At 28.9% G+C, this 13,408-nt stretch carries 18 protein-coding genes and 1 riboswitch; of the genes, 1 reads left to right on the top strand and 17 read right to left on the bottom strand.

Annotation, left to right across the window (positions count from 1 at the left end):
- Positions 1 to 70 precede the first annotated feature (70 nt).
- The 4 genes from VJ881_01560 to VJ881_01575 all read right to left on the bottom strand — a co-directional run bounded on the left by VJ881_01560 (position 71) and on the right by VJ881_01575 (position 4,323).
- Positions 71 to 838, bottom strand: coding sequence for an ABC transporter permease (locus VJ881_01560; GenBank protein HKL74725.1), 768 nt, complete (start codon positions 836 to 838; stop codon positions 71 to 73).
- Positions 813 to 1,775, bottom strand: coding sequence for an MqnA/MqnD/SBP family protein (locus VJ881_01565; protein ID HKL74726.1), 963 nt, complete (start codon positions 1,773 to 1,775; stop codon positions 813 to 815). Before VJ881_01565 ends, VJ881_01560 begins: the two co-directional genes overlap by 26 nt.
- Complete coding sequence (locus VJ881_01570; GenBank protein ID HKL74727.1) at positions 1,768 to 2,571, bottom strand: ABC transporter ATP-binding protein; 804 nt, start codon at positions 2,569 to 2,571, stop codon at positions 1,768 to 1,770. The genes VJ881_01565 and VJ881_01570 overlap by 8 nt, the downstream gene beginning before the upstream one ends.
- Positions 2,572 to 2,652: 81 nt before the next feature.
- On the bottom strand, positions 2,653 to 4,323 hold the full coding sequence (locus VJ881_01575; protein HKL74728.1) for a diguanylate cyclase: 1,671 nt from the start codon (positions 4,321 to 4,323) through the stop codon (positions 2,653 to 2,655).
- 105 nt (positions 4,324 to 4,428) lie between these two features.
- Here VJ881_01575 and VJ881_01580 point away from each other — a divergent pair, with 105 nt between their 5' ends.
- Positions 4,429 to 4,818, top strand: coding sequence for a hypothetical protein (locus VJ881_01580; protein ID HKL74729.1), 390 nt, complete (start codon positions 4,429 to 4,431; stop codon positions 4,816 to 4,818).
- A 58-nt stretch (positions 4,819 to 4,876) separates the two neighbouring features.
- Here VJ881_01580 and larC (VJ881_01585) read toward each other — a convergent pair whose 3' ends face one another.
- From larC (VJ881_01585) to VJ881_01645, 13 genes are all read right to left on the bottom strand, one after another.
- A complete protein-coding gene (gene larC / locus VJ881_01585; protein HKL74730.1) occupies positions 4,877 to 5,275 on the bottom strand; it encodes a nickel insertion protein in 399 nt (132 codons plus the stop codon).
- A 26-nt stretch (positions 5,276 to 5,301) separates the two neighbouring features.
- A complete protein-coding gene (gene larC / locus VJ881_01590; protein ID HKL74731.1) occupies positions 5,302 to 6,099 on the bottom strand; it encodes a nickel pincer cofactor biosynthesis protein LarC in 798 nt (265 codons plus the stop codon).
- A gap of 17 nt (positions 6,100 to 6,116) precedes the next feature.
- Positions 6,117 to 6,965, bottom strand: coding sequence for an ATP-dependent sacrificial sulfur transferase LarE (gene larE, locus VJ881_01595; protein HKL74732.1), 849 nt, complete (start codon positions 6,963 to 6,965; stop codon positions 6,117 to 6,119).
- Positions 6,966 to 6,983: 18 nt separating this feature from the next.
- On the bottom strand, positions 6,984 to 7,745 hold the full coding sequence (gene larB, locus VJ881_01600) for a nickel pincer cofactor biosynthesis protein LarB (protein HKL74733.1): 762 nt from the start codon (positions 7,743 to 7,745) through the stop codon (positions 6,984 to 6,986).
- Complete coding sequence (tsaA, locus tag VJ881_01605; protein ID HKL74734.1) at positions 7,729 to 8,160, bottom strand: tRNA (N6-threonylcarbamoyladenosine(37)-N6)-methyltransferase TrmO; 432 nt, start codon at positions 8,158 to 8,160, stop codon at positions 7,729 to 7,731. Before tsaA ends, larB begins: the two co-directional genes overlap by 17 nt.
- 121 nt (positions 8,161 to 8,281) lie before the next feature.
- Positions 8,282 to 8,803, bottom strand: a complete 522-nt coding sequence (locus VJ881_01610; GenBank protein HKL74735.1) for a folate family ECF transporter S component — start codon at positions 8,801 to 8,803, stop codon at positions 8,282 to 8,284.
- A gap of 71 nt (positions 8,804 to 8,874) precedes the next feature.
- A riboswitch (THF riboswitch) is annotated at positions 8,875 to 8,968 on the bottom strand.
- Positions 8,969 to 9,074: 106 nt separating this feature from the next.
- Positions 9,075 to 9,290 (bottom strand): FeoB-associated Cys-rich membrane protein, encoded by a 216-nt coding sequence (locus VJ881_01615; protein HKL74736.1) that lies wholly within the window; start codon positions 9,288 to 9,290, stop codon positions 9,075 to 9,077.
- Between the two features lie 63 nt (positions 9,291 to 9,353).
- Positions 9,354 to 9,767: an OsmC family protein gene (locus VJ881_01620; protein HKL74737.1), complete on the bottom strand. Its 414-nt coding sequence runs from the start codon at positions 9,765 to 9,767 to the stop codon at positions 9,354 to 9,356.
- A gap of 86 nt (positions 9,768 to 9,853) precedes the next feature.
- Complete coding sequence (locus VJ881_01625) at positions 9,854 to 11,155, bottom strand: sodium-dependent transporter (protein HKL74738.1); 1,302 nt, start codon at positions 11,153 to 11,155, stop codon at positions 9,854 to 9,856.
- A 184-nt stretch (positions 11,156 to 11,339) separates the two neighbouring features.
- Complete coding sequence (locus tag VJ881_01630; protein HKL74739.1) at positions 11,340 to 11,570, bottom strand: thioredoxin family protein; 231 nt, start codon at positions 11,568 to 11,570, stop codon at positions 11,340 to 11,342.
- A gap of 28 nt (positions 11,571 to 11,598) precedes the next feature.
- A complete protein-coding gene (locus tag VJ881_01635) occupies positions 11,599 to 12,546 on the bottom strand; it encodes a permease (protein ID HKL74740.1) in 948 nt (315 codons plus the stop codon).
- Positions 12,547 to 12,557: 11 nt separating this feature from the next.
- Positions 12,558 to 12,914 (bottom strand): metalloregulator ArsR/SmtB family transcription factor, encoded by a 357-nt coding sequence (locus VJ881_01640; GenBank protein HKL74741.1) that lies wholly within the window; start codon positions 12,912 to 12,914, stop codon positions 12,558 to 12,560.
- 200 nt (positions 12,915 to 13,114) lie between these two features.
- Positions 13,115 to 13,408, bottom strand: a 294-nt coding sequence (locus VJ881_01645) for a CoA-disulfide reductase (protein HKL74742.1), incomplete at its 5' end; no start/stop codon positions are given.

Consider the following 13,408-nt stretch of genomic DNA (forward strand, 5'->3'; position numbering starts at 1 on the left):
AATTATATTTTTGCATAGTAAAAGCCAGGCTTTTTAGCCTGGCTAATTAAATTTCTATATTATTTTAGAATCATGTACTCATTGATATTATTTTTTTAAGTAATTTTGAACTAAAAAAACCTAGAAAAACTAAGACAAGTGTCCAGGCAAATATATATTCTGTTTCTAAATTATTTCTGGCCCAATAAAGTCCGGCTCCTATACCTGAATCTAAACTCAGCAATTCTGCCATTGCCCCTATCTTCCAGGCCCTTTCAATAGTTATTACAGCTGCAGAATTCAAATAAGGTTTTACAGAAGGAAAATAAATTTTACTGAGAGTATTCCAAAAAGATAAATCATAGATATGAGCCATTTCTAACAATTTATGATCAGTATTTTTTACTCCTTCTTCAGTATTTATCACAAAGATAGGTAGTATTGAAATAAATATTGTAAATATTACTATTTTTGAATTAAGTCCAAACCAGATAATCGCCAGTAATATCCAGGAGATGTTAGGAATTGTCTGGAGAGTTGAAATTAAAGGTTTTACAAGTTTATTTATTTTTTCATTCAAACCCATTGCTATCCCAATACTGGAACCTACTAAAAGAGAAATTAAATATCCACTTCCAACTCTAAAAAAACTATAACTAATATCCACCCAAAATTCTCCTGAAAAAATCATATTTTTTATAGTCATAAAAGTCAGTTCAGGTGAAGGCAAAATTATCGCTTTATATCTCAAAGAAAGCAACTTCCAAAATAAAATTAACACTATTACTCCAATAATAGTGTATTTAATAGAAATATTTTCATCAATTTTTTTATTAATATTGGAAGTAGAATTTTTCATCAGGTATTTCCCCGCCTATGGTTTTAGGATTAGTATTTTTTAATATTTTAAAATAATTTTCTATTTCATTTTTAACATTTAATGCTTTCTTATAATTTAAGTTTAAGCGTGGTGTTGATAATTTACTTACTTTTTTATTAATATTCATATATTTTTCAGCAACATCGGCCGCTTTTTGAGGATTTTTCTTTACCCATTCCACAGCCTTTTTATATTCTTCATTAAATTGCTTTATTTTTTCTTTATTTATTTCTTCATTTGCAAAACTTCCATGTAAAACTAAAGAAGACTGTGGTAAATCCAAACCAGTCTCTTTTTTCCATTCTTTTTGTAAATTTAAGATAATATCAGCTTCAGAATTATTCATAATAACCTGAGTTGCAAAAGTTTCTCTAAGAACAGCAGTCTCAGCCATATCATTTATCATTAATTGACTTAATTCACGAACTTTACCTCTTCTTACTTTTAAGTCACTACTAAGATTAATCCCATTTTTTTCAGCTAAATAATTGAACACTATATCCATTGGTCCACCTTTAGATGGTAAACTTATATTTTTGTTTTTCAAATCTTTCCAGGTGCTTATTTCATCATCTGTAGTTAATAGATAAAAAATACCCCAGGTATGAACACCTGCTAATTTAACATCTACATTTTTGTTATATAATTTTGCGGCTTCATTTGTGGATAATAAAGCCATATCAATATTATTTTTCATAAATTTAGATATTACAATATTTCTATTTTTATGTATATCAACCTTAAGATTCAAATCACTATTTTCTAAAAGATAATAAACAGGTATAGATGAAGGACTTGGAGAAACACTAATCTTTATTTCTGAATTTTCTACTGCTTCTGTTTTTTGAACACTAATAAAAATACTAAAAATCAAAATCAATATAATAGTTAAGTTAATTAATTTATTTTTAGACATTTATAATATCCTCCTCAAGTTTTAGTTTGTTTTTTCCAACTCTATTCATTTTTCTACAACATCTTGGAGTGAAATTTTTACCCTGATGATAAAAAATCGAATCATTTAATTCTTGATGAATTTCAAAAGTGTCTGGACTGCCCAGACTTCTTTTTTTCTTAGGTATATTTATATCTATTACATTTTCTATTTCTCCTGGATTTTCAGACATTACCATAACTTTATCTCCCATTAAAACAGCTTCTCTAGTATCATGAGTAACAAAAATACCTGACATATCTTCATTTTCAAAAATATGATTTAAGAGATTAATCAAATTTACTCTTAGGGGAAAATCTAATTTAGAAAAAGGTTCATCCATTAATATCAATTGTGGTTTAAGAGCAAGTGCTCTGGCTATTGCCACTCTCTGTTTCATACCACCACTTAATTTTTCAGGATAATAGTTACTGTATTCTCCTAAATTAACATCAGCTAATGTTTCCTGGACTATTTTTTCCCTCTTAGCTTTATTTTTAATTTTATTTTTCAATACAAGTTCAACATTTTCAGAAGTAGTTAACCATGGTAATAAACGATGATCCTGAAAAATAAAGGAGCTTTGTTTTACATCCATATTAATTTTACCGGTATCAGCTTTTTCAAGTCCGGCCAAAATTCTTAATAATGTAGATTTACCACATCCGCTGGGACCTAAAAAGCAGTTAACTTCTCCTTTATATAAAGAAAAAGATATATCTTTTAGGACTTTCTTTTCTTCAAAACTTTTATTTAAATTTTCTATATCTAAAAGCAAAAAGACCACATCCTCAAAATATTTGAAAATCATTATCAATATCACTTAAATTTTAATACACATAAGTTCATATTTCAAGTATTATTCTTTTTTACTCTCTTTATTTTCATACATTTTTTTATCAGCTATTTTAAAAACTTCTTCTAAACTCTCTACAAATTTATTTTTTGTTGCAGAACCAGTAGAAATACTAATATCTTCTTTTAGTTTTTTACTTCTTTCTTTACATTTTACTAAAATTCGATTTTCTATTTCTTCAGCTATTTTTTTATTGGCATTAGGTAATAAAATTGCAAATTCATCTCCACCAATTCTAGCTACAATATCAGCTTCTCTTACTGAACTTTCAATTATTTCTGCTATTATTTTTAAATATTCATCACCTTTTTTATGTCCATAATTGTCATTTATTCCTTTAAGATCATCCATATCAGCAACTATTATACTAATTGGCAACTCTCTTGAATTATCAAGTCTATCTCTTTCTTCATCAAAAAATCTTCTATTATAAAGATCAGTAAGTTGATCATGAAAAGAAAGATATTTTATTTTATTTTCTTCTTTTTTGCGAACAGTTATATCATTATAAATCGCATAAACTCCTAATTGTTTACCATTATATGTGATTGGATAGCCTTTAATTGATACAAAAATTTCCTCACCGGATTTAGTCTTACGGACAGATTCACTTTCAACTGTATGGCCCTTACTAACTCTTTTTGTTATTTCTATGCCTTCATCTTCATAATCTGAAGGTAAAATAATATCATTTATCTGTCTTCCTTCTATTTCATCCTGTTTATAGCCAAAAGTTTCTTCAAAACTATCATTTATTTTTATTATATGTTCCCTATTATCTAATAAGGCGATAGCTTCTGGAGAATTATCAAATAATTGCTGGAAATAGGCATTCTGTCTTTTATTAACTCTTTCAGCCATTTTTCTTTCTCCAATATCTAAAATACTAATATATACTTTTGAGTAGTCATTTTTCTCCTCAGGGATCTTCCATTCAAGCCTTGTATCTTTCTTTTTACCATCCAAGGTTAAAACCTCTGTATCCCGTCTAAAACCTTTAATTCCACTTAACATTGATGATATAATTTCAATTGTAACTTCTTTTGTGTTCTTATTAAAAAGTTTTTCTAAATTATTTATAAGCTCTTTTTTTGATTCAGCATTATAAAAATTCAGAGCTGTTTTATTTACATCTATCACTTTGATTTTATTTAATAATTCATTTAATTTTTGAGAGTTTTCATTTAGATATTTTTCAATATCTTCAGTTTCTGCTTTTATTTTTTTGGCATATTTTATTACTTCAGAAAAATCTTCTTCCCAGATAACAGCAGGAAAATTTTCAAATAGTGTACGATATCTTTTTTCGCTTTTTCGTAATTCTTTTTCTATTTCTTTTTTATCTGTAACATTTTTTACAAAACAAAATATCTTATTTTCTTCAAATGCAACAAAAGAAGCTTCAAAATAAATAGTTTTTCTTTTAATATTTAATTTATAATTAAATTTTTGCATTTCATCTTTTTTAAAAGCAAGTTTCATTTTTTCTTTAAATCTTTTAGAAATTTCAAATGGAAGTATCTCCTCAACTGATTTTTCTAATAATTCCTCTTTAGGGGCTACTAAATCCTGGGTTCTATTAGTCCAGATATTTTTATATATACCTTCTTTATTAAGTAAAATAATAATATCTGGATTATTTGATAAGTTTTTTATATTATTTAAGTTTTTCATGGTTTTTGCCCCCTTTTTAAATTAAATTTTTTGACTATTTTTTTCATATCTCTTAATATATAATTAAATATAAAAGACGAAATTCCTCTAATATCCTGTCGAAATTTGAATTTAAATCAATTTTCTGATATACTAATTTTTGTTAAAAATAAGGAGGTAGTTAATATTAAAAAATTATTGATGTCTTATTATTTTAAACTCCTTAAATTTATTAATAAAAAATGTGATTGTCTCCATAGAATAATATTTGTAGTTAGTGGAGTTACAGGTAGTATTTTCTTTTATTTTATAAATCAGAATAGTTTTGTCGAAGCTGGTTTAACAGTACTCATTGGTGGTGGACTGGTTGAGTTAATAAATAAATACTTAAAAAGTCAGCCAGAAATTGTCCTTGTCACTCAATCAAATGAAGAAAATGATGAAGAATTTTTAAATAAAATTCAGAAAAAATTAACTGATACTTTAAAAGAGCATGAAGAAGACAATAAAAAATAAAACTTCAAGCCCCCAATAATTATTAAGTTGGGGGCTTTTTAAATTTTAAAATATTATATCATTGGTTATTTACTTTAGAAATTGCTTCCTGATAAATCTTTTTTAAACTCACATTTTCTTTTTCTGCTAGCTTTTTACATTCTTCATATTCAGGAGCTATATTAACCAATTCTTCACCATTATAAGCCAACTTTACTTTAACTTTTCCCCATTTTGTTGTTACAGTTTTATATTTTCTTTCTAAACAAACTCTTTCAATATTTCTATAAAATCTAATTCCCAGACTGCTGCTTTCTTTAAAAATAGTATTAACTATTTCTTTTTCATTATTTTTATATAATACAGACAATTTTATAGCTGGTCTATTTTTTTTCATTTGAATTGGAGTAAAATAGACATCTAAAGCCCCTTTAGCAAATAACTCATCCATTAAATAATCATAAAACTCCGGATTCATATCATCTATATTAGCTTCAATAAGATTTACTGAGTTTTTTTTTGCTTTATTCCTTTAGTTTCTTCGACAAGATTAATTCTCAATAAATTAGGAATAGGTAAATTCCTTGTCCCAGCTCCATAACCTGATTTTATAATTTTCATCTCATCTCTTGGACCAAATTTTTCTGCCAGAGTAGTAATAATAGCCGCTCCAGTTGGTGTAACCATTTCAGCTTCAATTCCTTCTGAATAAATTGGTATATTAGCTAAAAGTTCCATAGTTGCAGGTGCAGGAACAGGCATTTTACCATGATCACACTCCACAAAACCATTGCCGATATGCAATTTAGAAGCATAAATCTTATCTACACCTAACATTTCGAGACCAAGTACACTACCAACTATATCTACAATAGCATCTACCGCTCCTACTTCATGGAAATGAATTTCATTAATATTACTTCCATGAATTTTAGCTTCCGCCTTTGCTAGATTTAAAAATATTTTTTTGCTTTTTTCTTTAACAGATTCACTTAAATCACTTTTATCAATTATATCCCTGATATCATCCAAATTCCTACCGTGACTATGACCATGTGAATGACTATGATCATGGTCATGGCTATGATCGTGATCATGCTCAGTATCAACGAGTTTCACCTGTAAATAAGTACCACCTATACCGTGTTTATCTGTTTTTGTAGTTTCAATATTATATTCATCTTCAAGACCTAATTTAGCCAGCTCTTTTTTCCATTCTTTGAGATCAAGTCCCAGGTCAACTAATGCTCCTAAAACCATATTTCCACTTATTCCAGAAAATATATCAAAATATGCATTCATCTTTATAACCTCCCAGTTTAGTTTTTATCTTTGTTAATTTCTTCAGTACTGCCTGTTCTATATCCTTCTAAATCAAGAGTAATATAACTAAATCCTTCTTTTTTTATTCTATCAATTATTTCATCTTTTTTATTCATTATTTTATTCATTTCAGAAGGTAAAACCTCAATTCTTACAGTATTTTCATCATGAATTCTTGCCCTGAGTTGTTCAAAATCAAACTTTCGAAGATAATTTTCTATCTCTTCAAGTCTATTTAGATCATTTTCGTTAATTTCTAAATTAAATCCAAAACGAGTGGCAAGACAGGTATCAGAAGGCTGATCCCAGGTTTTTAAACCTAAAGTTTTGGATAATTTTCTAATTTCTTCTTTTTTAAGACCTGCTTTTTGTAAAGGAGTCTTAACTTCTAATTCTTCAACTGCTTTAATACCTGGTCTATTTTCATTTAATAAATCATCTGCATTAGTACCATCCAAAACATAACTAATATTTTGGCTTTCAGCTATTTCATTTAATCTTTGATATAGTTCATATTTACAGTAATAACATCTATATTTATCATTTTTTCTAAAATTTTCTTTACTTAATTCAGAAGTCTCAATAACTAAAGGATTGATACCTATCTCCTGAGCAATATTTTTAGCTTCATCTAATTTATCACTAAATCTAATTGGAGAATCAGCAAGAACAGCCATAACATTTTCTTTTCCTAAGGTATCTAATGCTACTTTTAATAAAAAACTACTGTCAACTCCACCTGAAAAAGCAATAAGTACTTCTTTCATATCTGTAAGAATTTCCTGTAATCTATTATATTTTAGTTTAGTTTCATCACTGACTTTACTGCTGTTTTTGACTTTCATAAAATCTCTCCTTTGAACTTATTTGTCATTTACTCCAATTTTATTAATAGAATTTGCTAAATAAGCTGCCCCAAATCCATTATCAATATTAACCACTCCTACTCCAGAAGCACAGCTGTTTAACATTGTTAAAAGAGGAGCAATTCCTCCTAGATTCGCTCCATAACCAACACTTGTAGGAGCAGCTATGACAGGTTTATTAACAAGGCCGGCTACAACACTGGGTAAAGCTCCATCCATTCCTGCTACTACAATAATTACCTTTGCTTTGTCTAATTTATCAACATTATTTAAAAGTCTATGTACTCCAGCCACCCCGGCATCTACCAATCTGCTAACTTTATTACCCATTATTTTTGCCGTCTCAGCTGCTTCTTCCACAACTGGCTGGTCAGAAGTACCGGCACTAACTATTAAGATATTTCCAACTCTTTCTAAAGGATCTTTTTCTCTGACTATCATTTTTCCTAATTCATTATAGCGGGCATCAGGTAATACTTTTTTCACTTCTTCAAAAACTTCTTTTTCTGCTCTTGAACCTAATATATTTTTGCTTTTTTCGCCCATCTTCTCCATTATTTCTACTACCTGATTTGTAGTTTTCCCCTCACATAAAACAACTTCAGGAAAACCTTTTCTGTCTTCTCGATCATGATCTATTTTTGCAAAACCCAAATCTTCATAACCTGGGTCTTTTAGTTTTTTCATGGCTTTATCTGAACTAATTTCACCTTTTTCTACAGATTCTAATATTTTCTTTATTTTATTTTGATTTAACATCTTCATTTCCTCCTCCATTCTCTTTAAAAAAACTAGCTTCAACTAAATCAGCCGAATAGGGTTTAATATCTAAAACAGGTGTCCCATTAATTGCATCAAGTCCTTTTACTTTGAGGATATTATCCTTTCTTTCCAGAAATTGCACAGTAGTTACTCCTATTCCAGAAGGACGATTTGGACTGCGTGAAGCAAAAACTCCTCTTATTTCTCCACTATGTCTGGGAGCTTTTAATTTATATCCATTAGATCGATCAAAATAATAAAGAATCTGAAGATAATCATATTTTTCAATTTTATATAAACCATCCAAATATTTATCTTTTAATATGATTTCACTAATATCTTTTCTAATTTCATCTAAAGGAGCAGGTTCTTTAAAAGAATTTTTAACTGTAGCTATTATATTAAATTTCATTTTATCATCCTTTCTCTAGAAAATAATCAAAAAAAGATCTGCCACAGTTATCTGCAGCAGACCTTTGTGGTCAAAATCATTTTATTTAATTATATTTTTATGAATTTACAATTTATTTAAATCATGCTGTATCATTAGCTTTCAAAACTCCTGATTGATGAACTCTTTCTACAATAATTTTCGCCAGAATTGCATAAAGTGGGATGTGTTGTAATTGTTTTACTATCCCTTCATAGAATTTTACTTTAAATGGTAGTCCAAATAAAATATTGAGAAAATATGGTACCATTAATACTGAAGTGATTGTCTGCCCAATACCTATGGCAAGTAAATAATGCCAGAAGGTAAGTTTTCTATTTTTGAAATAATAAATTACTAACCCAGGAATAGCTCCTGTTAAAGCAGCACTTAAAGTAAAATGAGGCATATAAGGACCGGTTGGTCTAAAAATAAAACCAAGCACATCCCCAAAAGCTCCTACGATAAATCCTGAAACCGGACCAAAAAGAACACCAGCAATAATGGGGGGGAAACCAGTAAAAGTAAGACCAATAAATGGCACCGGTATTTTAAAAATTTTCAATACCACTCCCATTGCAATCAAAAGACTCAAATAAACCATCTTCTTAACATTTAATTTCATTGTAAAAATCCTCCCTTTTCCTCATCATGGCAGCACCAACTACACACCAAAGAAAAGGGGTTTCTTTAGTGACCAGCGGACGCAGGAATAATACCGCAGATTAATCTTTCGTCTCCAGGCAACGTCCCATCCTGAAGCACTTTACGCACTATTCCTTACTCTGCCATTTAGGTAAATATTTTTGTTGCTTTTAAAAATTAAAATTATTTACATTTCATAATATCACTTGTTTATACCAGATGCAAGTAAAATATTTTACAATTTTCTATATTTAACTATTATTATCAGGGTTTTCTTCGTTTTTTTCGTTTTTATGATCTTTATCCTCTATACTTAATTCATAATCACTGGCTGAAAAGGGGCAATTTTGATCACAGGTACTACAACTACCACAATCTGAGTTAGGATTAATTTTTTTATAAACTACTCTTGAAACATAATAAAAAATCAAAGCGATAACAATAATACCAAGTATATTTGCTAACATCAACTCACCCCTTTTAAAGAAGAAATATCCTGCCTTAATGACAGGATATCCTATATCAGAAGATTATTCAACTTCTTCAATAATATATTCTGATGTAATATTGGCATTTAAAGAAGCACTGGCAGAACAATATTTTTCTTCTGATAGTTCAATTGCTCTTTCAACTTTCTTTTCATCTAAATCTTTACCTTTTATTTTATAAATCAAATGAATATCTGTAAATCTTTTGGGATGTTCTTCAGCTCTTTCTGATTTAACCTCTATTTCTAAATCAACTAATTCCTGTTTCATTCTACCTAATATAAGAGCTACATCTACTCCAGTACATCCAGCTAAGCCATTTAAAATAAGTTCAGTAGGGCGAGGACCATTGTCATTCCCACCACTTTCTTTTTTAGCATCAACTGTTACACTATGGCCAGATGGAAGTTTACTTTCAAACTCCAATCCACCTTTCCATTTTACACTCATATCCATATTTATTCCTCCCTGTAAATTATAACTATCTTTATTATATATATTTTAACTTAAATCACTAAAAACTAAAGTTAGCTATTTAACAATTAAAATATAACACTATTTAAAAAGATAGCAATTATGATAAGAGGAATTATATATTTAATTAAAATTTTCCATAATACGCTAAGACTTTTAGACTTAATATTAGCTTCCTTGGCAAAATTATCTGTACCCCAGACCCAACCAACAAAAATTGTCATAAAAAATCCACCAAAAATTAAAACAAAGTTATTTTCTAAATAATCAATCATATTAAAGAATTTCATTGAAAATACTGAAGGCAGACCAACAATAGCTACAAGTCCAAGAGTGGTCCAAACTGCTTTTTTTCTTGCAAAACCAAATTCATCTTTAATAAAGGCTATAACTCCTTCCCAAACAGCTACAGCTGAGGTAAATGCTGCAATATAGAAAGCAACATAAAATATAAATCCCCAGAGAATTCCAGCAGGCATATTATTGAAAACATTAGGCATTGTTATAAAAGTTAAAGCCGGTCCTGAAGCAGGTTCCAACCCGAAGGCAGAAACACTTGGGAAAATTACTAAACCAGCCATTATAGCTACTAATGAATCAGCCAGAACAATAAAACCACTGGTAGGTACCAATTTTTTATCTTCATTTTTTAAATAACTACCAAATACTAAAGCTGCTCCCATTACCAGACCAAGAGAGAAAAACGCCTGACCAATTGCTACAAAAACAGAACTCCAGCTAAATTTTGCAAAATCAGGTTTAAGATAAAAAGAAAGACCTTCCATAGCTCCTTCTAAAGTTACTGCTCTAATTATCAAAACTATAAACATTACAGCCAATACAGGAAGTAGTATCTTGGCAATTTTTTCTACACCATCCTGTAATTTTTTTCTAACTACAAATAATATTAATAAAATATTTAATATTACCCAAAATAACACCTGCCATTTATTACCCATAAAATTATTAAAATAATTAGCTACTTCACCAGGCGCCATATTCACAAATGTGCCCATTAATATTTCATAAGCATACTTTAAAATCCAACCATAAACTGGCAAAGTATAACTTACAATAAATATTCCAGCAATAACATTTAAATATCCATTAAGAAACCAGGGCTTATCTGGAGATAATTTTTTATAAGCACCTACTGGATTTTTCTTAGTGGAAGTACCTAAAGAAATTTCTAAAGTTAACAAAGGCCAACCAATAATAATTATTATAAGTAAATAAAATAGAACAAAAATTCCACCACCATTTTCTCCTGCTATATAGGGAAATCTCCAGATATTACCCACCCCAGCAGCAGAACCAATTGTGGCTAAAATCATTCCTAACCTAGAGGTAAACTGATCTCGATTTTCCATACTTTTTCCCTCCTTTTAAATTTAGTTAATATTTATAATTTTTAGTTTTCTTATAATATTTTTTCAATATAAATTTAATATCTCCTTCTTTTAATTTTGTTAATAATATTTTACTATCAATTAAAAAAGGTCCCGCCTTAAAAATAATAAAGCGGAACCACAATTTTATATTATTATCTTGTAATTAAGAAATTAATTCTTTTATTTCCTCAACATCAGGAACTCTTCCTTTAACTTTAATTTCACCATCAATACCAAGTCCTGGGGTAGACATTACACCTGCTTCAACAATATTTTTCATGTCTTCTACCTTAATAACTTCTGCCTCAATTCCTAATTCTTTAATAGCCTCTTTGGCATTTTCAGCCAGTTTCACGCAGTTTTTACAGCCTGTTCCATAGATCTTAATTTCCATTAAAATCACTCCTTATCTTTTATTTTTATTACATTACAAAATTAAACATATAACCAACAGCAATTATTGAAATACCAACAACACTTACAAATAAAGTAATTAATTTAGGTTTTATAACCTTTCTAAGAATAATCATAGCCGGTAAAGAAAGAGCAGTTGTTGACATCATAAAGCTAAGAGCAGTCCCTAATGCTACTCCTTTTCCTAAAAGCGCCTGGGCAATAGGGATAGTTCCAACAGCATTAGAATAAAGAGGAATACCTACTCCCACGGCAACAATTACTGCCAGCGGATTTCCTTTTCCAGCATATTCTGCCAGTACTTCTGCAGGTGCATAACCATGAATTAACGCTCCTAATCCTATACCTATAATTACATATTTCCAGACTCTACCTACTATATCTTTTACCTGTGATTTAGCAAAATCTACTCGATCTGACCAACTCAATTTTTCTACTTCACTTTCTCCTGCTTCAATTTCATAAACATATTCTTCTACGTATTTTTCCATATTCATAGCTCCAATTACTATTCCACCTACAACTCCAACTATAATTCCACTTATCAAATATAATGTTCCTATTTTCCAGCCAAATAATGAATAAAGCATAACCAGAGCTACTTCATTAACTATTGGTGAGGTAATAAGAAAAGAAAAAGTTATACCCAAAGGTACTCCAGATTCTACAAATCCTATAAAAATAGGTACTGAAGAACAGGAACAAAAAGGTGTTACAACTCCTAAAATTGAAGCAAAAATATTACCAAAAAACTTTTTGCGATGACTCAATAATTTTTTGGTTTTTTCAGGAGGAAAAAAACTTCTAATGATTGAAATAAAGAAAATCATTATACTCAAAAGAATTAAGATCTTTATCGTATCATAAAAGAAAAAATGAACTGAATCACCAAGTCTGGTAGCTGAATCCAGGCCTATCCAATTATATACTAATATATCTGCAAACCATTCTATCATTAATTACCACCTCATTTTATTTTCTGTCTTGTTTCACATGGCTTTTCTGATTTTACTATTTCATATCTTTCTTCCATTTTATCCAAATTTAATTCTGAAAAGGTTTTTCCTGATAGTGTAAAAATTTTAGCTAAATATTCATCATATTTTTTTCTATTAATTGAATAATAAGTCCATTTACTATCTTTTTTTTCTTTAACTAATTCCAATTCTTTAAAATATCGTAAATGTTGGGAAACGCTTGATTGTGATTTATCTAAGATGGCTGTTAGCTGACAGACACAAAATTCATCTTCTAAAAGTAATTTTAACATTTTAAGTCTTGTTTTATCTCCAATACATTTTAAAAAAGATAATATCTTATCCATTTTTTCACCTTCTTGTTTTTATTAAATGATATTGATATTAATATTTACTAATATGAGTATAACGTGATTTTGTTCTCATGTCAAGAAAAAAATAATAAAAAGCTAATAAAAAAAGCTTTTAGAAAGATATTTAATCCTTCTAAAAGCCAATAATAATGAATTTCTAATTTTCATATTAAAATTTTCTAATATAATAATATTTATTCATCAAATTTTTGGACTGCCATCTGAACTGGATCCCAGGGACTACTTAAAGGAGGCGTATAACTTAAATCTAAATCATTGAATTCTTCAATAGTCATTTCATTGTGGATAGCTGTAGCAAATATATCCAATCTTTTAGAAACTTCAGCATTTATATTACCTAAAATCTGGGCCCCAATTATCCTTCTGCTCTGTTTTTCTGCTATTACTCTAATTTTCATTTCATAAGCTGGTGAATAATAAACTTTATGATCCAATGTGTCTAAATCAGCTGATATAGTATCAATTCC

The organism is Halanaerobiales bacterium, assembly GCA_035270125.1.
Lineage (GTDB): Bacteria > Bacillota > Halanaerobiia > Halanaerobiales > DATFIM01 > DATFIM01.